This is a genomic window from Brevundimonas lutea, from assembly GCF_003704105.1.
GTDB classification, from domain to species: Bacteria; Pseudomonadota; Alphaproteobacteria; order Caulobacterales; family Caulobacteraceae; genus Brevundimonas; species Brevundimonas lutea.
In genome coordinates, this window is the sequence record NZ_QUOQ01000002.1 from 80,196 (window position 1) to 105,057 (window position 24,862).

General features: G+C 67.5%; 28 protein-coding genes and 2 tRNA genes. 21 read left to right on the plus strand and 9 right to left on the minus strand.

Annotated elements, in window-relative coordinates; genetic code table 11:
• Positions 1-63: 63 nt before the first annotated feature.
• On the minus strand, positions 64-975 hold the full coding sequence (locus tag EES48_RS00450) for an endonuclease/exonuclease/phosphatase family protein (protein WP_240623166.1): 912 nt from the start codon (positions 973-975) through the stop codon (positions 64-66).
• 258 nt (positions 976-1,233) lie between these two features.
• Between EES48_RS00450 and EES48_RS00455 the strand changes: the two genes are divergently transcribed.
• The 5 genes from EES48_RS00455 (at position 1,234) to EES48_RS00475 (ending at position 6,161) form a co-directional block, all read left to right on the plus strand.
• Positions 1,234-1,791: a F0F1 ATP synthase subunit delta gene (locus tag EES48_RS00455; protein ID WP_122464422.1), complete on the plus strand. Its 558-nt coding sequence runs from the start codon at positions 1,234-1,236 to the stop codon at positions 1,789-1,791.
• 66 nt (positions 1,792-1,857) lie between these two features.
• Positions 1,858-3,390, plus strand: coding sequence for a F0F1 ATP synthase subunit alpha (gene atpA / locus EES48_RS00460; protein ID WP_122464423.1), 1,533 nt, complete (start codon positions 1,858-1,860; stop codon positions 3,388-3,390).
• A 35-nt stretch (positions 3,391-3,425) separates the two neighbouring features.
• On the plus strand, positions 3,426-4,304 hold the full coding sequence (locus EES48_RS00465) for a F0F1 ATP synthase subunit gamma (protein WP_122464424.1): 879 nt from the start codon (positions 3,426-3,428) through the stop codon (positions 4,302-4,304).
• A 37-nt stretch (positions 4,305-4,341) separates the two neighbouring features.
• Entirely contained in the window at positions 4,342-5,892 is a 1,551-nt protein-coding gene (atpD, locus tag EES48_RS00470) for a F0F1 ATP synthase subunit beta (RefSeq protein ID WP_122464425.1), read from the plus strand.
• Positions 5,892-6,161, plus strand: coding sequence for an ATP synthase F1 subunit epsilon (locus tag EES48_RS00475; protein WP_122464426.1), 270 nt, complete (start codon positions 5,892-5,894; stop codon positions 6,159-6,161). The genes atpD and EES48_RS00475 overlap by 1 nt, the downstream gene beginning before the upstream one ends.
• A 39-nt stretch (positions 6,162-6,200) precedes the next feature.
• Here the strand turns inward: EES48_RS00475 and EES48_RS00480 are convergent, their stop codons facing one another.
• Complete coding sequence (locus EES48_RS00480; protein ID WP_122464427.1) at positions 6,201-7,199, minus strand: complex I NDUFA9 subunit family protein; 999 nt, start codon at positions 7,197-7,199, stop codon at positions 6,201-6,203.
• A 201-nt stretch (positions 7,200-7,400) separates the two neighbouring features.
• Here EES48_RS00480 and EES48_RS00485 point away from each other — a divergent pair.
• The 5 genes from EES48_RS00485 (at position 7,401) to lptB (ending at position 10,231) form a co-directional block, all read left to right on the plus strand.
• Positions 7,401-7,487 (plus strand) — tRNA-Leu (locus EES48_RS00485).
• 96 nt (positions 7,488-7,583) lie between these two features.
• A complete protein-coding gene (locus tag EES48_RS00490; RefSeq protein ID WP_122464428.1) occupies positions 7,584-8,198 on the plus strand; it encodes a ribonuclease D in 615 nt (204 codons plus the stop codon).
• A complete protein-coding gene (lptC, locus tag EES48_RS00495) occupies positions 8,198-8,875 on the plus strand; it encodes an LPS export ABC transporter periplasmic protein LptC (protein ID WP_122464429.1) in 678 nt (225 codons plus the stop codon). The genes EES48_RS00490 and lptC overlap by 1 nt, the downstream gene beginning before the upstream one ends.
• 27 nt (positions 8,876-8,902) lie before the next feature.
• Positions 8,903-9,400 (plus strand): LptA/OstA family protein, encoded by a 498-nt coding sequence (locus EES48_RS00500; protein ID WP_122464430.1) that lies wholly within the window; start codon positions 8,903-8,905, stop codon positions 9,398-9,400.
• A 99-nt stretch (positions 9,401-9,499) separates the two neighbouring features.
• Complete coding sequence (lptB, locus tag EES48_RS00505; RefSeq protein ID WP_240623204.1) at positions 9,500-10,231, plus strand: LPS export ABC transporter ATP-binding protein; 732 nt, start codon at positions 9,500-9,502, stop codon at positions 10,229-10,231.
• A gap of 4 nt (positions 10,232-10,235) precedes the next feature.
• Here lptB and EES48_RS00510 read toward each other — a convergent pair whose 3' ends face one another.
• Positions 10,236-10,643, minus strand: a complete 408-nt coding sequence (locus EES48_RS00510) for a hypothetical protein (protein ID WP_122464432.1) — start codon at positions 10,641-10,643, stop codon at positions 10,236-10,238.
• Positions 10,644-10,785: 142 nt separating this feature from the next.
• On the opposite strand from EES48_RS00510, the gene rpoN reads away from it, so the two are divergent.
• Together rpoN and hpf are read left to right on the plus strand one after the other, a co-directional pair.
• Positions 10,786-12,300: an RNA polymerase factor sigma-54 gene (gene rpoN, locus EES48_RS00515; RefSeq protein ID WP_122464433.1), complete on the plus strand. Its 1,515-nt coding sequence runs from the start codon at positions 10,786-10,788 to the stop codon at positions 12,298-12,300.
• 84 nt (positions 12,301-12,384) lie between these two features.
• Complete coding sequence (gene hpf, locus EES48_RS00520; RefSeq protein ID WP_122464434.1) at positions 12,385-13,038, plus strand: ribosome hibernation-promoting factor, HPF/YfiA family; 654 nt, start codon at positions 12,385-12,387, stop codon at positions 13,036-13,038.
• A gap of 62 nt (positions 13,039-13,100) precedes the next feature.
• On the opposite strand, the gene EES48_RS00525 is transcribed toward hpf, so the two are convergent.
• From EES48_RS00525 to EES48_RS00540, 4 genes are all read right to left on the minus strand, one after another.
• On the minus strand, positions 13,101-13,355 hold the full coding sequence (locus EES48_RS00525) for a DUF1150 family protein (RefSeq protein WP_122464435.1): 255 nt from the start codon (positions 13,353-13,355) through the stop codon (positions 13,101-13,103).
• 73 nt (positions 13,356-13,428) lie between these two features.
• Positions 13,429-13,845 carry an Hsp20 family protein gene (locus EES48_RS00530; protein WP_205679315.1) on the minus strand — a complete coding sequence of 139 codons (417 nt, stop codon included), beginning with the start codon at positions 13,843-13,845 and terminating at the stop codon, positions 13,429-13,431.
• Positions 13,846-13,992: 147 nt separating this feature from the next.
• Positions 13,993-14,068: transfer RNA gene (locus EES48_RS00535), tRNA-Ala, on the minus strand.
• Between the two features lie 134 nt (positions 14,069-14,202).
• Positions 14,203-14,661 (minus strand): TIGR02300 family protein, encoded by a 459-nt coding sequence (locus tag EES48_RS00540; protein WP_122464436.1) that lies wholly within the window; start codon positions 14,659-14,661, stop codon positions 14,203-14,205.
• An 80-nt stretch (positions 14,662-14,741) separates the two neighbouring features.
• Here EES48_RS00540 and aroA point away from each other — a divergent pair, with 80 nt between their 5' ends.
• The 6 genes from aroA to mscL all read left to right on the plus strand — a co-directional run bounded on the left by aroA (position 14,742) and on the right by mscL (position 19,927).
• On the plus strand, positions 14,742-16,085 hold the full coding sequence (gene aroA / locus EES48_RS00545; RefSeq protein WP_122464437.1) for a 3-phosphoshikimate 1-carboxyvinyltransferase: 1,344 nt from the start codon (positions 14,742-14,744) through the stop codon (positions 16,083-16,085).
• A complete protein-coding gene (cmk, locus tag EES48_RS00550; RefSeq protein WP_122464438.1) occupies positions 16,082-16,726 on the plus strand; it encodes a (d)CMP kinase in 645 nt (214 codons plus the stop codon). The genes aroA and cmk overlap by 4 nt, the downstream gene beginning before the upstream one ends.
• A gap of 151 nt (positions 16,727-16,877) precedes the next feature.
• A complete protein-coding gene (gene rpsA / locus EES48_RS00555; protein ID WP_122464439.1) occupies positions 16,878-18,584 on the plus strand; it encodes a 30S ribosomal protein S1 in 1,707 nt (568 codons plus the stop codon).
• Positions 18,585-18,718: 134 nt separating this feature from the next.
• Entirely contained in the window at positions 18,719-19,009 is a 291-nt protein-coding gene (locus EES48_RS00560; RefSeq protein WP_122464440.1) for an integration host factor subunit beta, read from the plus strand.
• Between the two features lie 6 nt (positions 19,010-19,015).
• A complete protein-coding gene (locus EES48_RS00565) occupies positions 19,016-19,492 on the plus strand; it encodes a GNAT family N-acetyltransferase (RefSeq protein WP_122464441.1) in 477 nt (158 codons plus the stop codon).
• 9 nt (positions 19,493-19,501) lie between these two features.
• Positions 19,502-19,927: a large-conductance mechanosensitive channel protein MscL gene (gene mscL, locus EES48_RS00570; protein WP_122464442.1), complete on the plus strand. Its 426-nt coding sequence runs from the start codon at positions 19,502-19,504 to the stop codon at positions 19,925-19,927.
• Positions 19,928-19,933: 6 nt separating this feature from the next.
• Here mscL and nhaA read toward each other — a convergent pair whose 3' ends face one another.
• Complete coding sequence (gene nhaA / locus EES48_RS00575) at positions 19,934-21,169, minus strand: Na+/H+ antiporter NhaA (RefSeq protein ID WP_122465068.1); 1,236 nt, start codon at positions 21,167-21,169, stop codon at positions 19,934-19,936.
• Between the two features lie 99 nt (positions 21,170-21,268).
• Between nhaA and EES48_RS00580 the strand changes: the two genes are divergently transcribed.
• Both EES48_RS00580 and EES48_RS00585 read left to right on the plus strand, forming a co-directional pair.
• Positions 21,269-22,453: an acyl-CoA dehydrogenase family protein gene (locus tag EES48_RS00580; protein ID WP_122464443.1), complete on the plus strand. Its 1,185-nt coding sequence runs from the start codon at positions 21,269-21,271 to the stop codon at positions 22,451-22,453.
• 7 nt (positions 22,454-22,460) lie between these two features.
• Positions 22,461-23,606 (plus strand): acyl-CoA dehydrogenase family protein, encoded by a 1,146-nt coding sequence (locus EES48_RS00585; protein ID WP_122464444.1) that lies wholly within the window; start codon positions 22,461-22,463, stop codon positions 23,604-23,606.
• A 4-nt stretch (positions 23,607-23,610) separates the two neighbouring features.
• Here EES48_RS00585 and EES48_RS00590 read toward each other — a convergent pair whose 3' ends face one another.
• A complete protein-coding gene (locus tag EES48_RS00590; protein ID WP_122464445.1) occupies positions 23,611-24,060 on the minus strand; it encodes a peptidylprolyl isomerase in 450 nt (149 codons plus the stop codon).
• Positions 24,061-24,127: 67 nt separating this feature from the next.
• Between EES48_RS00590 and EES48_RS00595 the strand changes: the two genes are divergently transcribed.
• Positions 24,128-24,841 (plus strand): RlmE family RNA methyltransferase, encoded by a 714-nt coding sequence (locus EES48_RS00595; RefSeq protein WP_122464446.1) that lies wholly within the window; start codon positions 24,128-24,130, stop codon positions 24,839-24,841.
• The last annotated feature ends 21 nt before the right edge of the window (positions 24,842-24,862 follow it).

Sequence of the window (24,862 nt, forward strand, 5' to 3'; positions counted from 1 at the left end):
GCGCTAGGAGGCTTGGCCGTTCCGATCAAGCGCCCGTGATGCGACATCGTGGCCGGCGGTCGCTCAATCCTCGGCCTCAATTTCGGCCACCAGCGGGAAATGATCCGAGATCACCCGGCCATCGAAGGAGTCGGTCAGGGTCGAGAAATTCAGCACCTCCACCCCGTCGCCGACGAAGATATGGTCGATCGCCTCGCCGTCCGTGCGGCGGATGTCGAAGCCGTTGAAGGTGCCCTCCGGCCCCGCGACACGCGGGCTGACTCGCCGGGCGTCGGCCAGCCCACCCTCGACGATACGGCGATAGGGGGCGGTGCCGGGTCCGGTGTTGAAATCGCCCAGAGCGACCTCGACCGCGCCGTCGGCCACCGGCAGGTCGGCGAGAATGCGGGCGCACTGAAGCCGCGCCTCCTCGCCCTCGTGATCAAAATGGGTATTGCGCACGTCCCACAGCTGGCCATCGGCGCGGTCGCGCAGCAGGACGCGGGTGATGGTGCGCGGATAGGCCGAATCCCATCCCTTGGACGGCCGGTCCGGTGTCGGCGAGCACCACAGGGTCTGGCGCTCCAGCGCCTCGAAGCGAGAGGTTCGCCAGAACAAGGTGGCGCTCTCGGCCGTGCGACTGTCGTCGCGCCCCAGGCCATAGCTCTCGAAGCCGGGCAGCTGGCGACCCAGCCAGCGGACCACCTGACGCTTGGACTCCTGAACGCCGAGAATGTCGGGATCGACCCGCCGGATTTGTGCGGCCAGATGGGGCCGGCGCTCGGGCCAGCTGGGCGTGTCCTGGGCCAGGGCGACGCGGATGTTGTAGCTCATCACCCGGATCGGCGGGGCTTCCTGGCCGATCGCCGCGGGACCGGGCTGGGCCGCCAATTCGCGGGAGGCGGGGCTGGCCGCGACCGGCGGTTCGCTCTGGGCCTCGGGTGAACAGGCCACAAGAAACATGCCGGCGAGGAGGAGGGCGCTGCGGAGGGACATAATGGCCTGATCAGAAGGAGACGAACGTCACCATCCTACTGCGCCGCCGCTGAATAAAGCCCCGCCGGCCCGCGTCCTTGCGACGCGCCGCCTCGGTTGCGATGGGCCGGACCCCGTGCTATCAGGCGCCCGCCTTGGCGAGGACGGTTCCGAGAGGAACTGTCGCTAGCGTGCTTTCATTCAGCATTTCAGAGGCTTGGCTGGCGCGGAGATTCCGCCGCCGGTCGCGACCCAGACGCTCACAGCGGACTTTTATACGTGGCCATGGATTTCAGGACGACGGAAGTCGGCGACCGGTACGCACAGGCGCTGTTCGATCTCGCCGACGAGACGGGCGCGCTCGAGGCTGTTCGCGCCGATCTCAAGTCTCTGGCCGCGGCCTGGAAGGACAGCGCCGACCTGCGTCGCCTGGCCACTTCACCGGTCATCTCGGACGATGATCAGGGCAAGGGTTTGGTCGCCATCGCCGACAAGGCGAAGTTCAATCCGACGACCCGCAATTTCCTGGGTCTTCTGGCCCAGAACGGCCGCTCCGGTGATCTGACCGCCGTGATTGCCGGCTTTGAGCGCCTCTATGCCAAGAAGACCGGCGTGGTCGCCGCCGAGCTGGTCTCAGCCCAGGCGCTGGACGCCGGCCAGATGGCCAAGATCAAGACGGCCCTGCGCGCGGCGCTGGGCGGTCGCGATCCCGAACTCACCGCTCGGGTCGATCCGTCGATCCTGGGCGGCCTGAAGGTCAAGGTGGGCTCCAAGCTTTACGACGCCTCGCTGAAGACCAAGCTCGACCAGATGAAATTCGCGCTCAAGCGCGCCTAACCGCCTTTGAATTGACGCCCCGGACGGCTCCGCCGCTCCGATCAGACCAAGACGAAAGAGCCAGTCATGGACATCCGCGCCGCTGAAATCTCGGCCATCCTCAAGTCGCAGATCGCCAACTTCGGCGTTGAAGCCGACGTTTCCGACGTCGGCCAGGTGCTGTCGGTCGGCGACGGCATCGCCCGCATCCACGGTCTGGACAATGTCCAGGCCGGCGAGATGATCGAATTCCCCAAGGCCGGGGTGAAGGGCATGGCCCTGAACCTGGAGCGCGACAACGTCGGCGCCGTGATCTTCGGCCAGGACAGCCAGATCGCCGAGGGCGACGAGGTCCGTCGTCTGGGCGAGATCGTGGACGTGCCAGTCGGCAAGGGTCTGCTGGGTCGCGTCGTCAATCCGCTGGGTGAGCCGATCGACGGCAAGGGCCCGATCCAGTTCACTGAGCGCCGCCGCGTGGACGTCAAGGCGCCGGGCATCATTCCCCGCAAATCGGTTCACGAGCCGATGCAGACGGGCCTGAAGGCCATCGACACCCTGATCCCCGTCGGCCGCGGCCAGCGCGAGCTGATCATCGGCGACCGTCAGGTCGGCAAGACCGCTGTCGCCATCGACACCATCCTGAACCAGAAATCGGTCAACGCCACCGACGACGAGAGCGCCAAGCTCTACTGCATCTACGTCGCCATCGGCCAGAAGCGCTCGACCGTGGCCCAGATCGTCAAGACGCTCGAGGAAGCGGGCGCGATGGAATACACCATCGTCGTCGCCGCCACGGCGTCGGAGCCGGCGCCCCTGCAGTTCCTGGCCCCCTTCTCGGGCACGGCCATGGGCGAGTATTTCCGCGACAACGGCATGCACGGCCTGATCGTCTATGATGACCTGTCGAAGCAGGCGGTCGCCTACCGCCAGATGTCGCTGCTGCTGCGCCGCCCGCCGGGCCGCGAGGCCTATCCGGGCGACGTCTTCTATCTGCACAGCCGCCTGCTGGAGCGTTCGGCCAAGCTGAACGCGGACAACGGCTCGGGCTCGCTGACCGCCCTGCCGCTGATCGAGACCCAGGCCAACGACGTGTCGGCCTACATTCCGACGAACGTGATCTCGATCACCGACGGCCAGATCTTCCTGGAATCCGACCTGTTCTATCAGGGCATCCGCCCGGCCGTGAACGTCGGCATCTCGGTGTCGCGCGTGGGCTCTTCGGCCCAGACCAAGGCGATGAAGAAGGTCGCCGGCACCATCAAGGGCGAGCTGGCCCAGTATCGGGAGATGGCCGCCTTCGCCAAATTCGGATCGGACCTGGACGCCTCGACCCAGAAGCTGCTGGCCCGCGGCGCGCGCCTGACCGAGCTGCTGAAGCAGCCGCAGTACAGCCCGCTGACCATGGAAGAGCAGGTCATCTCGGTCTACGCCGGCACCCGCGGCTATCTGGACGCCATCGCCGTGGCCGACATCGGCCGCTTCGAATCCGAGCTGCTGGCGCGGGTGAAGTCCTCCAAGCCGGGCCTGCTGGACGGCATCCGCACCAAGAAGGACCTGACGCCCGAGCTGGAATCCGAGCTGAAGGCCGTCCTGGACGACTTCACCAAGACCTTCGCCTGAGCCCTGACCACGGAAAGCTGAGAGAGTAGCGCCGGATGGCCAGCCTCAAGGAAATGCGCAATCGGATCGGAAGCGTGAAAGCCACGCAGAAGATCACGAAGGCCATGCAGATGGTCGCGGCGGCCAAGCTGAAGCGCGCCCAGGATCAGGCCGAGAGCGCCCGGCCCTATGCCGAGCGCATGGCCGCGGTTATCGCCAATCTGGCGGCGGGTGTGTCCGGCGACGGCGCGCCCAAGCTGCTGGCCGGCACCGGCTCGGACCAGAAGCACCTCGTTGTGGTGGCCACGGCCGACAAGGGTCTGGCCGGCGGCTTCTCGACCAATGTGGTCCGCGCCGCCCGCGACCGCATCAAGGAGCTGATCGCCAACGGTAAGGACGTCCAGATCATCGCCGTAGGCCGCAAGTCGCGCGACCAGCTGACCCGGCTGTTCGGCGCCCGCGTGGTGAAGACCTTCGAGCTGAGCGAGCACAAGACCTTGGGTCTGCCGGCCGCCCAGCCGATCGCCGAGATGATCGCCGAGGAGTTCGAGGCCGGCCGCGCCGACGTCGTCACCCTGTTCTACAGCCGCTTCAAGTCGGTGATCAGCCAGGTCCCGACCGCCAACCAGCTGGTCCCGGCCGTGGTCGGCGCGGAGGCCGAGCCGATCGACCTGAACGGCGCCGTCTATGAGTACGAGCCCTCGGAAGAGGAAATCCTCGAGACCCTGCTGCCGCGCAACCTGACCACCCAAATCCTGGCCGCCCTGTACGAGAACCAGGCGGGCTTCTTCGGCTCGCAGATGGCGGCGATGGACAACGCCACGCGCAACGCCGGCGACCTCATTAACGCCCTGACGCTGCAGTATAACCGCTCCCGCCAGGCCCAGATCACCACCGAGCTGATCGAGATCATCGCCGGTGCCGAAGCCCTCTGATCCCGACCGACACGACATTCCGAACCGGACCCACGCCATGACCGACACCGTCGCCCCCAAGAAGACCCCCGCCAAGAAGCCGGCCGCCAAAAAGGCCGCTCCCGCCGCCCAGGCCGCCGCCGGCGCGCCCGTTCAGGCCGTCGCCACCGGCAAGATCGCCCAGGTCATCGGCGCCGTCGTCGACGTCGAGTTCGAAGGTCACCTGCCGGCGATCCTCAGCGCCCTGACCACCGAGAACACCGACCAGAAGACGGGCGAGCCCTTCCAGTTGGTGCTTGAGGTCGCCCAGCACCTGGGTGAGAACATGGTCCGCACCATCGCCATGGACACCACCGAGGGCCTGACCCGCGGCCAGCCCGTGACCGACACCGGCGAGTCCATCCTGGCGCCGGTCGGCCCCGGCACCCTGGGCCGTATCATGAACGTGGTCGGCGCGCCGATCGACGAGCAGGGCCCGATCAAGACGACGATGTACCGTCCGATCCACCGCGAGGCGCCCAGCTTCGAGGAACAGTCGACCTCGTCGGAAATCCTGGTCACCGGCATCAAGGTCATCGACCTGATGTGCCCCTACACCAAGGGCGGCAAGATCGGCCTGTTCGGCGGCGCCGGCGTCGGCAAGACCGTGACCATGCAGGAGCTGATCAACAACATCGCCAAGGCCTATGGCGGCTATTCCGTCCTGGCCGGCGTCGGTGAGCGCACCCGCGAGGGCAACGACCTGTATCACGAGATGATCGAGTCCAACGTGAACGTGGACCCGACCAAGAACAACGGCTCGACCGAGGGCTCCAAGTGCGCCCTGGTCTATGGCCAGATGAACGAGCCTCCCGGCGCCCGCGCCCGCGTCGCCCTGACCGGCCTGGCCCAGGCCGAGTACTTCCGCGACGAGGAAGGCAAGGACGTGCTGCTGTTCGTCGACAACATCTTCCGCTTCACCCAGGCCGGCTCGGAAGTGTCGGCTCTGCTGGGCCGCATCCCGTCGGCGGTGGGCTATCAGCCGACCCTGGCCACCGAGATGGGCAATCTACAGGAGCGGATCACCTCGACCAAGAAGGGCTCGATCACCTCGGTCCAGGCCATCTACGTCCCCGCCGACGACCTGACCGACCCGGCGCCCGCCGCCTCCTTCGCCCACCTGGACGCGACGACCGTGCTCAGCCGCGACATCGCCGCCCAGGCCATCTTCCCGGCCGTGGACCCGCTGGACTCGACCTCGCGGATCATGGACCCGCTGGTCATCGGCGAAGAGCACTATCAAGTGGCCCGTTCGGTCCAGGAAGTGCTGCAGCAGTACAAGGGCCTGAAGGACATCATCGCCATCCTGGGGATGGACGAGCTGTCGGAAGACGACAAGCTGGTCGTCTCGCGCGCCCGCAAGATCCAGCGCTTCCTGTCGCAGCCCTTCTTCGTGGCCGAGCAGTTCACCAACTCGCCGGGCAAGTTCGTCGAGCTGGCCGACACCATCCGCTCGTTCAAGGCCATCGTCGCCGGCGAGTACGACCACCTGCCGGAAGCCGCCTTCTACATGGTCGGCGCCATCGAGGAAGCCGTGGAGAAGGCCCAGAAGATGGCGGCGGACGCCTGATGGCCGGAAAGCTGAACTTCTCCCTGGTCGCCCCGGAGCGCGAGGTCTTCGCGGGTCTGGTCGATCAGGTCGACGCCCCGGGCGTGGAGGGCGATTTCGGCGTGCTGCCGGATCACGCGCCCTTCATGACCGCGCTGCGCGAGGGCCCGGTCACGGTCATCGACGGCGGCAATCGTCGGGTGTTCGCGGTCAAGGGCGGCTTCGCCGACGTGACTCCCGCCGGCCTCACCATCCTGGCCGAGGAAGCCACCGAGGTCTCCGCCGCGTAAGGCGAAGCGTCAATCACAACCTTCCGCGCCCCAGTCCGCTTACGCGGGCTGGGGCGTTTCGTTGAGGGCTTCGGGGGTGCGTTCGGCGAACTGGCCGCCGTCGCGATAGCGCCACAGATAGGATGGGGCGATGGCCTCCAGTCCGGTGGGCTCGATGCCGAGGTCGTTGAGCCCCAAGGCGCCGTCCGAAACCACATTGTCGGACTGCAGCATCACCACCTGATCGCGGGTCAGAGCCGGCGCGATTCCAATCATGGCGGTCATCTGGGCGAAACCGCCGAGGATGCGGGCGATGGGGAACGGTACCGGGGCCAGGAAGCGGCTGCGGTTGGTCTCGCGCAGGATCAGCTCCAGGATCTGGCGGAAGGTCCAGACGGCCGGGCCGCCCAGCTCGTAAGTTCTGCCCTCGGTCCCGGCGTCGGTGGTGGCGCGGGCGATGGCCTCGGCCAGATCGCCGACATAGACGGGCTGGAACCGGGTATGGCCGCCGCCGATCAGGGGCAGGGCCGGAGCCATCGTCGCCATCTGGCCAAACTTGTTCAGGAAGCCGTCGCCGGCCCCGAACACGATCGAGGGGCGCAGGATCACCGCGCCGGGGATCGCCGCCCGCACGGCGGCCTCGCCCTGGCCCTTGGAGCGGCCGTAGGCACCCTCAGCGTTCTCGTCGGCGCCGATGGCCGAAACCTGGACTAGGCGGGTCACGCCGTCGGCCGCGGCAGCCTTGGCGATCCGTTCAGCCGCCTCGACGTGCATGGTCTGGAAATCGGCCGAGCCGGTCTCGTACAGCACCCCGACCAGATTGACTGCCGCATCGGCGCCGCGCAGGGCCGCCTCGACATCGGCGTCGCGCCGCACGTCACAGCGCACGATCTGGATCTGGCCGACATCGCCCATGGGCTTCAGGTCGACGGCGTGGTGCGGGCGCCGCACCGCGACGCGAACGCGCCAGCCGCGTTTGGCCAGGGCGCGCACGGCCTGGGTCCCGACAAAGCCGGACCCCCCGAAAACCACCACCAGACCCGGACCGCTGACCGCCATGTCGCCTGCTCGCCTTCATCGCCTCTGGCCGGCGCGTCGCCGGCCCGTGAGGCCATAGAACAGCCCGCCCGCGCGGGCAACGCGCCAGAACAGCTGAGAACACGCCAGAAACCGCTAAAGGCCGTTGACCGGGGTGGAGTCCTCCCTTAAGGGTCCGCGCCTTCCGGATGGACAAGCCTTTCACGAGGCGAGGCCGACCGGGCCCAGATGGCGGAATTGGTAGACGCGCTGGCTTCAGGTGCCAGTGGCTGAAAGGCCGTGGAGGTTCGAGTCCTCTTCTGGGCACCATTTTCAAACGGCGTCGTGTCCTCGGATGCGGCGCCGTTTTTGGTTTGGGGCGCCGTCCGCTACTGACAGAGCGAAGATTCGGCTAAGGACAGGCGCATGACCATTCATCTGCACAAAGGCGACCTGCCCGACGGCCTGGACCTGGGGCCAGAGGTGGCGGTGGATTCCGAGACCCTCGGCCTGCGCTTTCGCCGCGACCCGCTGTGCGTCGTCCAGCTCTCGGCCGGGGACGGCGACGCCCATGTGGTCCAGCTGGATCGCCAGACCTATGACTGTCCGAACCTGAAGCGGCTGCTGGCCGATCCCGGCTCGCTGAAAATCTTCCACTTCGGCCGCTTCGACATCGGCATGTTCCAGCTGCACCTGGGGGTCGAGACCCGCCCGGTCTATTGCACCAAGATCGCCTCCAAGCTGGCGCGCACCTATACCGACCGGCACGGCCTCAAGGATGTGGCCCGTGAGATGGCCGGCGTGGACCTTTCCAAGGCCCAGCAGTCCTCGGACTGGGGCGCCGAGACGCTCAGCCCTGAGCAACTCGCCTATGCGGCGTCGGACGTGCTCCACCTGCACGCCATCAAGCGGCGGCTGGACATGATGCTGGCCCGCCAGAACCGCACCGAACTGGCCCGCGCCTGTTTCGATTTCCTGCCCGTGCGCAGCCGCCTCGATCTCGAGGGCTGGGACGAGGTGGACATCTTCGCCCACAGCTGATGGCCGACACCGACGCGCCCTCTCCCGATCCGGACGTGGCCGCCCAGCGTCGCGCGGCCGACGAGGCGCGCGTGGCCAAGGCGGCCGAGGCCTGGCGCGCCCGCTCGCGCCGGGTCCATTGGTTCCGCCGGGTTCTGCCAATCCTCATCCTGGTGCTGGGCGGCGCGGTGCTGGTCTGGATTGTCGGCCGCTCGGTCATCTCGGGCATCCAGCGCGACCAGGAGGCCCAAGAGGTCAAGCTCGCCAATCCGAGATTCCAGGGCCAGGACGAACAGGGCCGCGCCTTCATCATCGGCGCCCAGCAGGCCGTGCGCGACCCGGCCACCGGTCATTTCCGGCTGGACGGGCCCCTGGTGCGTCTAGACCTCAGTCCGGGGCAAAGCTCGGAACTGTCCGCCGGTCACGGTATCTATGACGAGGCCAATAAGAACCTGATCCTGCGGGACCGGGTACGGATCGCCGACGCCCAGTCCGACATGACCTTCGTTACGCCGGAGGCTGTGGTCGACACCCAGACCGGCGTGGTCACCGGCGACAAAGGCATCGAGGGCTCGGGCCGCATGGGGCAAATCTCGGCCCAGTCCTTCACCATTTCCGATCAGGGTCGTCGGGTTACGTTCAGGGGAGACGGTGATAACAAGGTCACCAGCACTTTGAATCTGGCCGAAACACCCTAGATCGGTCGGCGAACGGACGAATCCTCGATGAAACGCACCTCCCTGGCCGTGGCCGCCGCGATCGCGCTGCTCGCCTCCGGCGCCTCGGCGCAGATCGACCCCGGCGGCGGTCCGATCGGCGTGAATGGCGATGAGCTGGATCTGGACCAGGAAGCCGGGCGCATCTCCTATATCGGCCGCGCCGAGGTCACCCAGGGCGACAACCGGCTGCGGTCGGACCGGATCGACGCCTATTCCGAAGGCGATGGCGAGGGGCTGGGCAGCGGTGTCGACCGCATCGAGGCCATCGGCAACGTCTATTTCGTCACGCCCGAGCAGACCATGCGCGGCGACCGCGCCGTCTTCGTGGTGGCCAACAACACCATCACCGTGACCGGCGACGTGATCCTGAGCCAGGGCCGCAACGTCATCACCGGCTCGCGCCTGACCTACAACACCGAGACGGGCCGCGCCCGGATGGAGGGCGCCCCGACCGCCGCAGGCAACCGCGTGCGCGGGGTCTTCTATCCCGAAGGCGAGAACTGAGGTCCGGTGGCGCGCAAGGAGCTGTCCGCCCTGAACCTCGACACCGCGCCGGCGCCGGGCGGCGCGACGGTTGTGGCCGAGGCCGCCGCCCCCGCCGGCGTGGAAGCTTCCCGCACCGGGCTTCGCGTCGAGGGCGTCGGCCGGTCGTTCGGCGCACGTCAGGTGGTCAAGAACGTCTCCCTGCGCGTCGAGCGCGGCGAGGTGGCAGGGCTGCTGGGGCCCAACGGCGCGGGCAAGACCACCTGCTTCTACATGATCACCGGCCTGATCGCGCCGGACTACGGCTCCATCTGGCTGGACGGGGTCGAGATCACCAAACAGCCGATGTACCAGCGCGCCCGCATGGGCGTCGGCTATCTGGCCCAGGAAGCCTCCATCTTTCGCGGTATGACCGTCGAAGAGAATGTCCTGTCGGTCGTCGAACTGGCCGAGAAGGACGCCGCCGCCGCCCGGCGCGAGACCACGCGTCTGCTGGAGGAGTTGCACATCGACCACCTGCGCGCGGCGCGCGCCACGGCCCTGTCGGGCGGCGAGCGGCGCCGCGTCGAAATCGCCCGGGCCCTGGCCTCCAAACCCAGCTTCATGCTGCTGGACGAGCCCTTCGCCGGCATCGATCCCTTGGCCATCTCCGACATCCGCGAGGTCATCCGCTATCTGGCCGGTCAGGGGATCGGCGTGTTGATCACCGACCACAATGTCCGCGAAACGCTCGACATCATCGACCGCGCCGCCATCATCCACGCGGGCGAGGTGCTGTTCGAGGGCTCGCCGGACGAGGTGATCCACAATCCCGAGGTCCGCCGCGTCTATCTGGGCGACCTCTACGGCTGAGCCATCAGTCGACGCACAGGGTCGCCGCCGCCTTGCCATCCTCGACCCGGGTGAAACAGCCGAAGGGCACGGAACTGGCCTGGCAGACGCCGGTGACCGGTCCTGAATTCATCCCTGCACGCTCGCCGTCGGGGAGTCGGCAGTCACCCGCGCACTGATCGCCATCGGTGCACTGTTTTCCCGCGTCGGCGTAGGACGTCACGCACATGTAGGACTGAAGCCGCCCCTGGCGCGTCCAATTCCCGCCCTCCGCCTCGCACGAGGCCTGATCTCTGGCAGCGACCGATCGACCGGGCTGTGGAGGCAGGGTCCCGGCGGTCTCCGAACCCAGAGCGCCATCAGCGTCGTTTTCTACCGGCGCGCAGGCGCCCAGCGCCAGCAGGGCGGACAGGGCAAGGGCGGCGATCTTCATTACGGTCTCCAGAGGGTGCGCGGGGACAATGCGTCAGGGCGGACTTTCGTTCTCCGTCCGCTCTTAGACCGGCGTTAACTCTCGAAGGGCAGTCTCGCCAGCAAGTTTCGGGCCAATTGGCCCAGCGAGGGGACGTGACGCCGTGATCGGTCAGAGGCTGGAGATCAGGCAGGGCCAGGGGCTGGTCATCACGCCCCAGCTGCAGCAGGCGATCAAGCTGTTGCAGCTGTCCAACCTCGAGCTGGACGAATTCGTCGAGGGCGAGCTGGAGCGTAACCCGCTGCTCCAACGCGACGATGGGCCGGAAGGTGGAGAGCCCGCGGGTGAGCGTTCCGACGACCGGGTGGCGGAGTCCTCGCTCAGCGACGGCGAGGTCGAACTGGGCGACGGCGGCGCCGATCAAGCCGAGCGCGCCATGGACTCTGGCCACGACATTCACGCCGACGCCGCCCCCGGCGACCGCATGGCCGAGGCGGGCGAGGCCCAACCGGGGCTATCGGACTGGTCCGCCGTCGGTCGAGGCGGCGGCGGTCTTCCGGACGATCTCGGCGACGATCGCGCCGACACCCGCGAAAAGAGCCTTTGGGATCATCTGCACGACCAGGCCGCCGCCGCCGGGTTTACGACGGTCGAGCGCGGTATTGCGCTTGCCCTGATCGATCAGGTCGATGAGGGGGGCTATCTGCGCGGCGAACTGGCCGAAATCGCCGAGCGCCTTGGGACGACGGTAGAGCAGGTCGAGGCCGTCCTGGCCGCCTGCCAGGGCTTTGAACCGACCGGCGTCATGGCCCGCTCCGTACCGGAGTGCCTGAAGCTGCAGCTGATAGAGCGCAATCGTTTCGACCCAGCCATGGCCTGTCTGCTGGACAATCTCGAGCTCCTGGCGCGACGCGACTATCCAGGCCTGAAACGCGCCTGCGGCGTCGATGAGGACGACCTGTTCGACATGGTCGCCGAGCTCAAGGCCCTGACGCCCCGTCCAGGGGCGGCCTTCGGAGGCGAGCCGGCCCAGACCCTGATCCCCGACGTTCACGTGCGCCCCGATCCGGCCGGCGGATGGAAAGTCGAGCTGAACGCCGACACCCTGCCGCGCCTGCTGGTCGATCGACGCTACCATGCCCAGATCGCTTCGGGCGCCCGCTCCGATACCGAGAAGACCTTCGTCGCCGACTGCGCCGCCCAGGCCAACTGGCTGGTCAAATCGCTGGACCAGCGAGCCCGCACCATCCTCAAGGTCTCGTCTGAAATCGTGCGCCAGCAGGACGCTTTCCTGGCCTTCGGCATCGAGTTCCTGCGGCCGCTGAACCTAAAGACCGTGGCCGACGCCATCGGCATGCACGAGTCCACCGTCAGCCGCGTCACCTCCGGCAAATATGTTTCGACCCCGCGCGGGGTGTTCGAGCTCAAATTTTTCTTCACCGCCGCCCTGGCCAGCGCCAACGGCGGCGCGGCCCATTCGGCCGAGGCGGTCCGCCAGCGCATCAAGTCCATGATCGACGGCGAGGCGCAGGGCGGTGATGTCCTGTCCGACGATCGCATCGTCGACATCCTGAAGGAGGCCGGTGTCGACATCGCCCGACGCACCGTCGCCAAGTATCGGGAAGCCTTGCGCATTCCCTCATCGGTGGAGCGCAAGCGGATGCTGAGGCGCGCCTGACCCGGTAATTGGTCGAGGAACCGTGATCGGTGAATTTGCTGGCGAACGCTTGACACCAAATCAGAGCGGTCGCGTTCTATCGACATGCAAGTCCAAGTCAGCGGCAAGCACGTGGATGTCGGCGAAGCGTTAGGCTCGCGCATCTCCCAGGAACTGGTCGACGGGGTCGGCAAATATTTCGAAAGGGGCGGTGAGAACGCCGAGGTCGTGGTGTCGAAAGACGGCCATGGCTTCAAGGTGGACTGCTGGGTGCGACTGGCGTCCGGCCAGACGCTCGTCACCACCGGCCACGGCGGCGACGCCCAGGCGGCCTTTTCGGAGGCTCTGGACCGTCTTGAAACCCGGGTGCGCCGCTACAAGCGTCGGCTCAAGGATCACCATATCGGTCCCAAGCGCCTTTCACCCGAAAAGGCCGAGAACGCCGCCCGCGATGTGGCTCGCTCGATCGTGTTGCGAGACCCGGAGTCCGTCGAGGACGATGCGTTCGGGGAGGCCGGCAAGCCCGACGAGCCGCCACCTGTGGGCATGGTCATCGCTGAGACCGAGGCGGAGATACGCACCCTCACCGTCGGACGCGCGGTCATGGAACTGGACATGACCGGCTATCCGGTCGTGGTGTTCAGAAATGCCGCTCACGGCGAGTTGGCGGTGGTCTACCGCCGCCCCGACGGCAATGTGGGCTGGATCGATCCGGCGCGCATCGGCGGCGCCAACGCCAATGGGGCCAAGGCGAACTAACCTGTAGACCGACGAAGGCCCCGGAACGCGCGTTCCGGGGCCTTTTTGATTCAAGGCTTGGTTCAGTGAACCGAGACGGGAGCCAGTTCGTGCGCCACGGCGGCGGCGAAGGCGGTGTCGCGATCGATCATGACGGCCAGACGCTCACCATCGGCGCCATGCACGGCGTAAAGCGTCTGGTCGGGCTTGATGTCTAAGCCTTCGACCGTCTCAACCGGAACGGCTCCAAGCACCTCGCTGGCGACGATCTCGCGCACATAGACAAGGTCCGGAGCGCCCAGGCCGCGAAAATCCTTCTTGCTCATCATCGGCGTCATCTGACCGCCTCCTTACTCTGACTGAACGTCCGGCTTCGATGGAAGGTTCGACCGCCGTATTGTCGCGGACGCCTCAAGCGGCCGTAATTGGGATGCGCTGGACCGACGCCGTGCGTTCCGGCCTGATCAGCGAGACATGCAGCAGGCCGTGGTCCAGCGCGGCGCCCTCCACCTCCAGACCGTCGGCCAGGACGAAAGCCCGCGTGAATCCTCGCGCGGCAATGCCCCGGTGCAGGAAGGCCTGCGGGTCCTTGGCCTGATCTTCGCGCTTGCCGACAATGGTCAGCTGACGCCCTTCCAGGGTGATGGTCAGATCGTCGACGGTGAAGCCCGCCACCGCCAGGGTGATGCGCACCGATCGATCGCCAATCTGCTCGACATTATATGGGGGATAGCCCTCGGCCGCCGCCTTTGCGGCGCGGTCGATCAGGCTGCGGGTGTGGTCGAAGCCCAGCAGGAAGGGGCTGTCGAGCATCAGGCGTGTCGTCATGATGGCCCTCACAGGAAGCGACCGGGAACGGTGAGAGCGCCCCGTCATCGGCGACGCCTCGATGGGTTCATATGGGAGGGGGCGCGGCCCGCGCCAAGCCTGTGCGGCAAAAGGAAACGGCCGCTCCCTTTAGGGAAGCGGCCGTTGTGGTGGAGCTAAGCGGAGTCGAACCGCTGACCTCTTGAATGCCATTCAAGCGCTCTACCAACTGAGCTATAGCCCCGGGCTTTTCTCCCGGAGGAGAAGGCCTGGTTCGCGCCGCCGTCCGACCGTTTCCGGGAGGGGGTGGCGCGAGGCGGCGGAACCTATGTCAGCGGCTTTCGCCGATCAAGCGGGTCCCGCCGCTTTTTTTCACGATCATCGATCGTCGTCGTCGCCCTTGCCGCCCTTGACGATCTCGTCGTCGATTCCGTCGTCGTCCTCATCCTCGATGAACGGCACGGAATCGTCGTCATCCGACACATCGTCATCGTCACCGTCGGTGGTGTTCATGCCGGATTCGTCGGCCGACTCGTCGGCATCGTCGTCGTCAGGCGTCAGGATCGGCTCATGGCCTTCCTGGTCGATTTCCGGAGCGGCGGGCGTGTCGTCCTCGTCCTCGTCGTCCTCGGCCTTCTTGTCCTTGACCTGATCCTCGGCCTCTTCGGCTTCCTCGGGCGCATAGCCCTTGCCGCGGCCGCGACGGGCGCGCAGCGCCTCTTCGGGATCGAACTCGGCGTCGCACTTGGGGCAGTGGGCCGGCCGACGGTTCAGATCATAGAATTTGGCCTGGCAGTTCGGACAGACCTGCTTGGCGCCCAGTTCGGGATTGGCCACGGCGGTACCTAAATGGAAGGTGGGGATCGGGGGCGGCTCCCTTGCCACCATGCCGGGCCGCTGTCAAAGCCCCGGGCCTGATGAACGCCGAGCTTTCCGAAACATCCAATATCCTGAAAGCACATCCGGCCTCCGCTTTGGGCGGTCGGGTGCGCGCGCCGGGCGACAAGTCGATGTCGCACCGTGCCCTGATCCTTGGCGCCATGGCGACCGGCGTCACCGAGATCGAAGGCCTGCTTGAGGGCGACGACATCCTCGCCACGGCGCGCGCGGTCGCGGCCTTCGGCGCCGGGGTCAAGCGGCTGGGATCAAGCCACTGGCGGATCACTGGGCTGGGAGAGTTCCGCACGCCCGACGAGGTCATCGACTGCGGCAACGCCGGCACAGGCGTGCGGCTGCTTATGGGGGCGGCGGCCGGCTTCGATCTTCAGGCCGTGTTCGACGGCGACGTCTCGTTGCGGAAGCGGCCGATGACGCGGGTCACCAGGCCGCTCACGGCCATGGGCGCGCGGTTCGATTGGCTGCAACGGGAGGGCCGGCTGCCGGTGCGCCTGACCGGCGGCGGGCTCAGCGGCGCGACCTATCGGCAGACGGTGGCCTCGGCCCAGGTCAAGTCGGCCCTGCTGCTGGCGGGTCTGAACGCCACAGGGAAGACGATCGTCGAGGAACCCGAGCGGAGCCGAGACCACACGGAACGCATGCTGCGGGCCTTCGGCGCCGAGGTCGGGATCGAGCCGATGGCCGACGGATGGCGCATCATTCTCGTGGGGGGCCAAAAACTTAGCGGCGCGACCGTGGCGGTTCCGGGCGACCCGTCCTCAGCCGCCTTCCCCCTGGCGGCCGGCTTGATCGTTCCGGGCTCGGAGGTGACGGTCGAGGGGGTGATGCTGAACCCGCTGCGCACCGGCCTGTTCGAGACCTGGCGCGAGATGGGGGCCGACCTGACGATCTCGAACCGGCGCCATGCGGGAGGCGAAGAGGTCGGCGACGTCACGGCCCGACACTCCGCGCTCCGGGGTGTCGTCGTGCCCGAAGACCGCGCCGCCTCGATGATCGATGAGTATCCCATTCTGGCCGCCACCGCCGCCTTCGCCCAGGGCCGCACCGTGATGCGCGGCATCGGCGAGATGCGGGTCAAGGAGAGCGATCGCATCGCCCTTATGGCCCGGGGGCTTGCGGCGTGTGGTGTGGCGGTCGAGGAGGAGCCGGACGGCCTGATCGTCACCGGAGGCCCCGTGCGGGGCGGCGCCGTGATCGATACCGCCCACGATCACCGCATCGCCATGAGCCATCTGATACTCGGCCTGGCGGCGTCGGAACCGGTCAGTGTTCGCGATCCAGAGATGATCGCCACCAGTTTTCCGGGGTTTGTGGACCTTATGCGTACGCTGGGCGCTGAGGTCGAAGGAGAAGATCGCGCATGAGTTTCGTCATCGCCGTCGACGGCCCGGCCGCCTCGGGCAAGGGAACCATCGCCGCTCGGCTGGCGGCCCACTACAGCCTACCGCACCTGGACACAGGCCTGCTGTACCGCGCCGTGGGTCTGGCCGTGCTGGACGCGGGCGGGTCTCTGGACGACGGGACGGAGGCGGCGCGGCGGGCCCAAGGGCTGAACGTCTCAGAGATCGCCCGCGACCCCCGCCTGATTGATCGAGGCGCGGGCGAAGCCGCCAGTCGGGTGGCCGGACACCCGGAGGTCCGGGCCGCGCTGTTGATGCTCCAGCAGAACTTCGCGCGCCAGCCGGGCGGTGCGGTTCTGGACGGACGCGACATCGGCACGGTGATCGCGCCGGACGCCGTCGCCAAGCTCTATGTCACCGCCGCGCCGGAGGTTCGCGCGCGCCGCCGCTGGACCCAACTCACCGGGCGCGGCGAGGTCATCGCCTTCGAGGAGATGCTGGCTGACATCATGCGCCGAGACGAGCGTGACGCCGGCCGGGGCGCGGCCCCGATGGTGCAGGCCGAGGATGCGGTCTTGCTGGACACGACCGATCTGGGTATAGACGCCGCCTTCGATGCGGCCCGCCGTATCGTCGAGACGAAGCGCGTCCGTCATGTCCTCTGAGGCCTCCGGATAATCCAACGCTCCGTTCTCGCCAGCCGCGGGCGCCTGGGATCAACGATCTCCGCGTCACCGCCGAGCCTGACTTTTCCCGACATCTTAACCGCGCGCGGACTCCATTTCGCACGCCCGAACCCAAAGACCCCCATTCCTCATGACTGACACCCTCACTCCCTCGCGCGACGATTTCGCCGCCCTGCTCGACGAACAGCTCCAGGGCCGCGACCTCGGCGAAGGCCAGGTCGTCCACGGCCGCGTCGTCGGCATCGAAAAAGACATCGTCATCATCGACGTCGGCCTGAAGACCGAAGGCCGCATCTCGATGCGCGAGTTCGGCCAGGGCGACGACGGCGCCCTGCCCAAGGTCGGCGACAACGTCGAAGTCTATCTGGAGCGCGTCGAGAACGCGCTGGGCGAAGCGGTCATCAGCCGCGACAAGGCCCGCCGCGAGGAAGCCTGGACCCGCCTGGAAGGCGTTTTCGAGAAGGGTGAGCCGGTCAACGGCGCCATCGTCGGTCGCGTCAAGGGCGGCTTCACCGTCGACCTGGGCGGCGCCTCGGCCTTCCTGCCGGGGTCGCAGGTCGACATCCGTCCGGTCCGCGACGTCGGCCCGCTGATGGGCAAGGAACAGCCCTTCGCCATCCTCAAGATGGACCGTCCGCGCGGCAACATCGTCGTGTCGCGTCGCGCCATCCTGGAAGAGGCCCGCGCCGAGCAGCGCACCGAGCTCGTCGGCCAGCTGGCCGAGGGTGAAGTCCGCGACGGCGTGGTCAAGAACATCACCGACTACGGCGCCTTCGTGGACCTGGGCGGCATCGACGGCCTGCTTCACGTCACCGACATGAGCTGGAAGCGGGTCTCGCATCCGTCTCAGGTCCTGGCCGTGGGCGATACGGTCAAGGTCCAGATCATCAAGATCAACCCGGACACCCAGCGTATCTCGCTGGGCATGAAGCAGCTGCAGGCCGATCCGTGGGATGGCGTCGAGGCCAAGTACCCGGTCGGCGCCAAGTACACCGGCCGCGTCACCAACATCACCGACTACGGCGCCTTCGTGGAGCTGGAAGCCGGGGTCGAGGGCCTGGTCCACGTCTCGGAAATGTCCTGGACCAAGAAGAACGTCCATCCGGGCAAGATCGTCTCCACCTCTCAGGAAGTGGACGTGGTCGTGCTGGACGTCGATTCGTCCAAGCGCCGCATCTCGCTGGGCCTGAAGCAGGCTCAGGACAATCCGTGGGATGCCTTCGTGGCCAACAACCCGATCGGCTCGACGGTCGAGGGCGAAGTCAAGAACGCCACCGAGTTCGGCCTCTTCATCGGCCTGGACAACGACATCGACGGCATGGTGCACCTGTCGGACCTCGATTGGTCCGTCTCGGGCGAAGAAGCCATCCAGCGCTATCGCAAGGGCGAAACCGTCAAGGCCAAGGTGCTGGACGTCGACGTCGAGAAGGAGCGCGTCTCTCTGGGCATCAAGCAGCTGGCCGGCGATCCGGTCGGCGAGGGCGACACCTACAAGCGCGGCCAGCAGATCACCGTCACCGTCTCCTCGATCGAGACCGGCGGCATCGAGGTCAAGTTCGGCGAGGACGACGCGCCGGTCACGGCCTTTGTGCGCAAGTCGGACCTGTCGCGCGATCGCAACGAGCAGCGCCCCGAGCGTTTCTCGGTCGGCGACCGCGTCGACGCCATGATCACCTCGGTCGACAAGGCCTCGCGCCGCGTCTCCGTCTCGATCAAGGCGCTCGAGATGAAGGACGAGCAGGAAGCCATCGAGCAGTTCGGTTCGTCGGACTCCGGCGCTTCGCTGGGTGACATCCTGGGCGCGGCCCTGCGCGAAAAGGCGGGCGGCAAGGAGTAATTCTGGCCCCAAAGCCTCGATAATCGTGGTGAAAGCCCCGGCCGTTTCGCGGTCGGGGCTTTTTCGCGGGCGAAAGCCGGGCTAGGGTTCCCGTGTCAGCCAGCCGACGGAGCGAAGGGGGCGCCGCGTCCGCAATGATCAAATCCGAACTGATCGACACCCTTGCCGACGAGAACGCGCATCTGACGCGAGCCGAAGTCGAGCGGGTGGTCAATCTGGTCCTCGACGGCATGACCACGTCTTTGACCCAGGGCGGACGGGTCGAGCTTCGCGGCTTCGGCGCCTTTTCGGTGCGGCATCGTCCCGCGCGCGCCGGTCGCAATCCGCGCACGGGCGAAAGCGTCCAGGTGCCGGCCAAATCCGTCCCCTTCTTCAAGAGCGGCAAGGAGCTGCGCGAGCGGCTGAACGCCTCGGGTGACGAGTAACTCCCGATGTCGGCGACGTGGCGCATCGACGCTGCGGATTTCGCCGATCCGAAGCTGATCGCCCTGATTGACCACCATCTGGCGGAGATGCTGGGCTTCTCTCCCATCGGATGCGCGCATGCGCTGGACGCCTCGGACCTGCGCGCGCCGGATGTCGACCTGTTCACGGTGTCCGAGGGCGAGGCTTTGCTGGGCATCGGTGCGCTCCGACGGATCGATGACGGCGAGTTCGAGATCAAATCCATGCGCACCCATCCCGACCATCTGGGGCGCGGCGTCGGGCGACATCTGCTGGAGCACCTCATTACGGAGGCGGCGCGGCGCGGCGCGAGACGTATCAGCCTGGAGACCGGGACCGGCCCGGTGTTCCAGGCGGCGCTGCATCTGTATCGCCGGCGCGGTTTCGAACCCGGCCCCGCCTTCGCCCATTACGCCCCGACCGGTTTCAACCAGTTCTTTCACCTTCCGCTCATCCCCGCCTAGGAGGCCGCCATGGGTCTGTTGTCCGAGTTCAAGGAGTTCGCCGCACGCGGCAATGTCGTCGACCTCGCGGTCGGGGTCATTATCGGCGCCGCCTTCGGCAAGATCGTCACAAGCCTGGTCGATCAGGTGGTCATGCCGCCCATCGGCCTGTTGCTGGGCCGCGTCGACTTTTCGGAGCTGAAGTGGGTGCTGGTCCCCGAAGATCCCGCAACCGAGGCCATTGAGGAGGTGGCCATCCAGTACGGCGCCTTCGTCAACACCCTGATCCAGTTCCTGATCGTGGCCTTCGTAGTCTTTCTGGTGGTCAAGGCGATCAACAATCTGCGCCGGCAGCAGGCCGCAGAGCCGGTGCCCGCGACGCCGCCGGCCCCCACCCCGACCGAGGCCTTGCTGGCCGAGATCAGGGACGAGCTGAAGGCCCGGCCCCGCTCCTGATTGTCCTCAGTGCAAGGGGTTCGCCGCCGGCGGCGGGCCCTCGGCGCCCTTGGGGCTGGACAGCAGGATGCCCGCGCCCGCTAAGGCGGAAAGCAGCGACCCCATCAGGACGCCGATCTTCACCGAATCCTCGAGGTGAGGCGCGCCGGGGAATGCCAGCAGGCCGATGAACAGGCTCATGGTGAAGCCGATGCCGCAGAGCAGGGCCACGCCGTAAAGCTGACGCCAGTTGGCGTGGGTCGGCATCTCGGCCCATTTCAGCTTCACGGTCACCCAGCAGGCCGCCATCACCCCAACCTGTTTGCCGATGAACAGGCCCAGCGCGATGGCCAGAGGGACGGGTTCCAGAAGGACGGCCGGCGTCAGTCCCGCCAGGGAAACCCCGGCGTTGGCGAAGCCGAAGATCGGCACGATCAGGAAGGCCACCCACGGCGACAGGCCGTGCTCCAGGATATGCAGCGGCGATTCCTTGTCGTCGGGCGCCGCCGGGCTGCGGGTGATCGGGATGGTCAGGGCCAGGGCGACGCCGGCCAGGGTGGCGTGAACCCCCGAGCGATAGACGAACACCCACAGTACGACGCCCAGCAGCAGATAGGGCCACAGCGCCTTCACCCCGAAGCGGTTCAGCATCAGCAAGGCCAGGATCACCCCGCCCGCGCCCGCCAGCATGAGGACGGACAGGTCGGCGGTGTAGAAGACGGCGATGATGATCACCGCGATCAGGTCGTCGATGATGGCCAGGGCGGTCAGCAGGATCTTCAGCGAAATCGGCACGCGCGAGCCCAGCAGCGCCAGCACCCCGAGGGCGAAGGCGATGTCGGTGGCCATCGGCACGGCCCAGCCGTGGCGCGTGACGGGATCGCCGCCGGCGATGGCCAGATAGATCAGGGCGGGCACGACGACCCCGCCCAGGGCCGCCATGCCGGGCAGAATTCGACGGGACCATGACGACAGTTCGCCGTCGGTCACCTCGCGCTTGATCTCCAGGCCGACCAGCAGGAAGAACACCGCCATCAGGGCGTCGTTGATCCAGTGCAGCAGATTCAATGGGCCGATGTAGCGGGTCAGCGCGGTCGCATAGGCCTCGCCCAGCGGCGAATTGGCCACGATCAAGGCCAGCGCCGCGGCCCCCATCAGCACCATGCCGGCCGAGGCCTGGTTGCTGAGGAAGTGGCGAAGCGCCGAAGTGAGGCGCGCGCGGCGGTCGCGCCGGCGGGCGCGTTTGTCGGTGATCTCCTGCATGGGGATGTCATAGCCAAGCTCAGGGCCCTGGGTCACCCCCGAGAGCGTCGTTTTTCGCCACGGAGCCTGCTAGCGTGATCACGTATCAGGGAGCCCCGCATGAGCGAGCTTGAGGATTTTCGGGCCGAGGTCCGGGCCTGGCTGGCCGACAACTGCCCGGCCGAGGTGCGCGGGCCGATGGCCGGCGAGGACGACCGCATCTGGGGCGGCCGCAACGCGACCTTCAAGACGCCCGCGCACAGGCTGTGGCTGGAGCGGATGGGGGCTCGCGGCTGGACCGCGCCGGAATGGCCGACGGAGTATGGCGGTGGCGGCCTGTCACGCGATCAGGCCAAGGTGCTGGCCTCGGAGCTGCGCCGGATCGAGGCCCAGCCGCCCCTGTTCAGCTTCGGCGTCTGGATGCTGGGCCCGGCCTTGCTGAAGTTCGGGACGGAAGCGCAGAAGCAGACGTTCCTGCCGCCGATTGCGCGCGGCGAGATCCGATGGTGCCAGGGCTATTCCGAACCCGGCGCGGGATCGGACCTGGCGGGCCTCCAGACCCGCGCGGTGGATCAGGGCGACCACTGGATCGTCAACGGCCAGAAGGTCTGGACCTCCTACGCCGATCAGGCCGACTGGATTTTCTGCCTGGTCCGCACCGATCCCGAGGCGCCCAAGCACCTGGGCATATCGTTTGTGCTGTTCGACATGGCGACGCCCGGCGTCTCGACCAAACCGATCACCCTGATCTCGGGCAAGTCGCCCTTCTGCGAGACCTTCTTCGACGATGTGCGGGTGGATAAAGCGAACCTGGTTGGCGCGCTGAACCGCGGCTGGGACGTGGCGAAGTATCTGCTGGCCCACGAGCGGACCATGATCGGCGCCATCGGCGAGGGGGACGTTGGCCGGCCCCTGGGCCAGATCGCCGCCGACGCCATCGGCCGCGACGCGTCGGGCCGACTGGACCAGCCCATGCTTCGCGCCCGCATCGCCGAGATGGAGATCGACGCCGAGGCCTTCCGCCTGGCGATGGAACGGACAGGCGATCTCGCCAAGGCCGGACGGGCGCACCCGGCCCTGTCGTCGATGCTGAAATACTATGGCTCCGAGCTGAACAAGTGCCGCCACGAACTGGCGATGGCGGCCGGCGGCGCCGACGCCCTGGAATGGGAGGGCGAGCGTTCACGGAACGGCCAGGCCGCCCGCGACTGGCTGCGCACCAAGGCCAACTCCATCGAGGGCGGGACCTCGGAGATCCAGCTGAACATCATCGCCAAGCATTTGCTTCGCCTGCCCGGCGCCTGAGGTTTCCATGGCCCTGATTCTGACCGACGAACAGCAGATGCTGGCCGAGGCCGCCGACGGCCTCTTGGGCGAAGAGGGCGTCGGCGCGCTGCGCCGCCTGCGCGATGACCGCGATCCCGACGGCCTGTCGCGCGACCTGTGGCGCACCTTCGGCGAGATGGGCCTGGCCGGTGTGATGATCGATGAAGCGCACGGCGGCTCAGGCCTGGGCGCGGTCGAGGCGGGCGTGATCGCCGAGGCCCTGGGCAAGCATCTGACGCCCTCGCCCTTCCTCGGCTCGTCGGTGCTGGGCGCCGGCCTGATTGTCGACCTGGGGTCGGCTGAACAGAAGGATCGCTGGCTGCCCGGAGTGGCGGAGGGCGAGGCCATCCTGGCGCTGGCGCTGGAAGAGGGCGGTCGTCATGCCCCGCATCGGATAGCCGCGCGCGCCGAACGCGATGGCAACGGCTTTCGCTTGAATGGCTCAAAGGCCTTCGTGCTGGACGGTCATGTCGCCGACGCCCTGATCGTGGCTGCGCGCACCTCGGGCAAGGTTGGCGACCGCGAGGGCGTCAGCCTGTTCCTGGTCGATCCGGGGACGGCGGGCGTCGCGATCGAACGCACCGCCATGGTCGACGCCCATAACGCCGCGCGGATCATGCTGGACGATGTGCGGGTGGACGCCGACGCCCTGCTAGGTGAGCTCGACGGGGCCGGCCCCGCCCTGGACCGCGTGCTCGATCTCGGCCGAGGCTGCGCGGCGGCGTCGCTGGTCGGCGCGGGCGCTCAGGCATTCGATCTGACGCTGGACTATCTACGGACCCGCACTCAATTCGGCCGCGCCATCGGCGAGTTCCAGGCCTTGCAGCACCGCGCCGCCCATCTGTTCACCGAACTCGAGATCGCCCGCGCCGCCGTCCTCGGCGCGCTTCAGACCCTGGACCGGCCGGGCGTCGCGCCCGCCCAGGCCGCCCGCGCCGTCGCCGTGGCCAAGGCGAAGGCCGGACAGGTCGCGGAACTGGCCGTACAGGAGGCGGTGCAGATGCACGGCGGCGTCGGCATGACCGACGAATTCGACGTCGGCCTCTATATGAAGCGCGTCCGCGTTCTGAACGAGACCTTGGGTGACGTCGGCCATCACCAGGAGGCCCTGGCGACGGCCGACGGCTGGTGAGGTCTTAGCCCACCGTCGCCTTGGCGATCTTGCCCGGCTCGCGCGGCGGCTCGCCCTTGGGCAGGGCGTCGACATGCTCCATGCCTTCGATCACCTCGCCCCAGACGGTATACTGGCCGTCTAGGAAGCGGGCGTCGTCGAAGCAGATGAAGAACTGCGAATTGGCGCTGTTGGGGTCCGAGGTGCGGGCCATGGAGCAGACGCCACGCACGTGGGGCTCCTTGGAGAATTCCTGCTTCAGGTTCGGCTTGTTGGAGCCCGAGGTGCCGGTGCCGGTCGGATCGCCGCCCTGGGCCATGAAGCCCGGGATCACGCGGTGGAAGACCACGCCGTCGTAGAAGCCTTCCGAGGCCAGCTCGGTGATGCGCGCGACGTGGCCGGGCGCCAGGTCGGGACGCAGCTTGATGACGACGTCGCCGCCGCTGTCGAGAGAGAGAGTCAGGGTGTCGGCCACGGCGGGCTCCTTTCATCGGTTCGGCGGGGTCATAGCGGTTGCGCCCGTCGGGGGCTATGGGGAAGGCATGACCGACGACGATACGCCCCCCGAACGCCGCCGCATGGTGCGCCCGCCCACGGGCGGCACGGCGGCTGGACGCGGCATGGGCCAGAAGATCCGCACCGCCGAGAAAAAATCCCTGTCCAGCCAGGAATGGATCAAGCGCCAGCTGGCCGATCCCTGGTCTGAACGGGCCCGCGCCGAGGGCTGGCGCAGCCGGGCGGCCTTCAAGCTGATCGAGATCGACGACAGGTTCCATCTGATCAAGACCGGCTCGCGCGTGGTCGATCTGGGCGCGGCGCCGGGCGGCTGGGTGCAGGTGGCGGTCAATCGCGGCGCGGCGGCGGTGGTCGGGGTCGATCTTCTGCCCGTCGACGCGATCCCGGGGGCGACCCTGATCCAGGCCGATTTCACGGAAGCCGGCGTCGACGACCAGCTGATCGCCGAGCTTGGCGGCCTGCCCGACCTGGTGCTGTCGGACATGGCCCACAACACCATCGGCCACCGCCAGACCGACCACCTGAAGATCATCGCCCTGATCGAGATCGCCGCCGAATTCGCCCTCAGGACGCTCAGGCCCGGCGGCGCCTTCGTCACCAAGAACTTTCAGGGCGGCGACGCCGGCGGCGTGCTGGCCGACCTGCGCGCCGGCTTCGAGACGGTGAAATACGTCAAGCCCAGCTCCAGCCGTAAGGACAGCTCCGAGGTCTATCTGGTGGCGCTGAACCGGCTGCGCTGACCTAAGCCTTGGACCGCTCCC

Coding starts and splice junctions, on each gene's coding strand:
- EES48_RS00450 (WP_240623166.1), bottom strand. CDS start 975: ATGTCCCTCCGCAGCGCCCTCCTCCTCGCCGGCATGTTTCTTGTGGCC.
- atpA (WP_122464423.1), top strand. CDS start 1,858: ATGGACATCCGCGCCGCTGAAATCTCGGCCATCCTCAAGTCGCAGATC.
- EES48_RS00465 (WP_122464424.1), top strand. CDS start 3,426: ATGGCCAGCCTCAAGGAAATGCGCAATCGGATCGGAAGCGTGAAAGCC.
- atpD (WP_122464425.1), top strand. CDS start 4,342: ATGACCGACACCGTCGCCCCCAAGAAGACCCCCGCCAAGAAGCCGGCC.
- EES48_RS00475 (WP_122464426.1), top strand. CDS start 5,892: ATGGCCGGAAAGCTGAACTTCTCCCTGGTCGCCCCGGAGCGCGAGGTC.
- EES48_RS00480 (WP_122464427.1), bottom strand. CDS start 7,199: ATGGCGGTCAGCGGTCCGGGTCTGGTGGTGGTTTTCGGGGGGTCCGGC.
- EES48_RS00490 (WP_122464428.1), top strand. CDS start 7,584: ATGACCATTCATCTGCACAAAGGCGACCTGCCCGACGGCCTGGACCTG.
- lptC (WP_122464429.1), top strand. CDS start 8,198: ATGGCCGACACCGACGCGCCCTCTCCCGATCCGGACGTGGCCGCCCAG.
- EES48_RS00500 (WP_122464430.1), top strand. CDS start 8,903: ATGAAACGCACCTCCCTGGCCGTGGCCGCCGCGATCGCGCTGCTCGCC.
- EES48_RS00510 (WP_122464432.1), bottom strand. CDS start 10,643: ATGAAGATCGCCGCCCTTGCCCTGTCCGCCCTGCTGGCGCTGGGCGCC.
- hpf (WP_122464434.1), top strand. CDS start 12,385: ATGCAAGTCCAAGTCAGCGGCAAGCACGTGGATGTCGGCGAAGCGTTA.
- EES48_RS00525 (WP_122464435.1), bottom strand. CDS start 13,355: ATGACGCCGATGATGAGCAAGAAGGATTTTCGCGGCCTGGGCGCTCCG.
- EES48_RS00530 (WP_205679315.1), bottom strand. CDS start 13,845: ATGACGACACGCCTGATGCTCGACAGCCCCTTCCTGCTGGGCTTCGAC.
- aroA (WP_122464437.1), top strand. CDS start 14,742: ATGAACGCCGAGCTTTCCGAAACATCCAATATCCTGAAAGCACATCCG.
- cmk (WP_122464438.1), top strand. CDS start 16,082: ATGAGTTTCGTCATCGCCGTCGACGGCCCGGCCGCCTCGGGCAAGGGA.
- rpsA (WP_122464439.1), top strand. CDS start 16,878: ATGACTGACACCCTCACTCCCTCGCGCGACGATTTCGCCGCCCTGCTC.
- EES48_RS00560 (WP_122464440.1), top strand. CDS start 18,719: ATGATCAAATCCGAACTGATCGACACCCTTGCCGACGAGAACGCGCAT.
- EES48_RS00565 (WP_122464441.1), top strand. CDS start 19,016: ATGTCGGCGACGTGGCGCATCGACGCTGCGGATTTCGCCGATCCGAAG.
- mscL (WP_122464442.1), top strand. CDS start 19,502: ATGGGTCTGTTGTCCGAGTTCAAGGAGTTCGCCGCACGCGGCAATGTC.
- nhaA (WP_122465068.1), bottom strand. CDS start 21,169: ATGCAGGAGATCACCGACAAACGCGCCCGCCGGCGCGACCGCCGCGCG.
- EES48_RS00580 (WP_122464443.1), top strand. CDS start 21,269: ATGAGCGAGCTTGAGGATTTTCGGGCCGAGGTCCGGGCCTGGCTGGCC.
- EES48_RS00585 (WP_122464444.1), top strand. CDS start 22,461: ATGGCCCTGATTCTGACCGACGAACAGCAGATGCTGGCCGAGGCCGCC.
- EES48_RS00595 (WP_122464446.1), top strand. CDS start 24,128: ATGACCGACGACGATACGCCCCCCGAACGCCGCCGCATGGTGCGCCCG.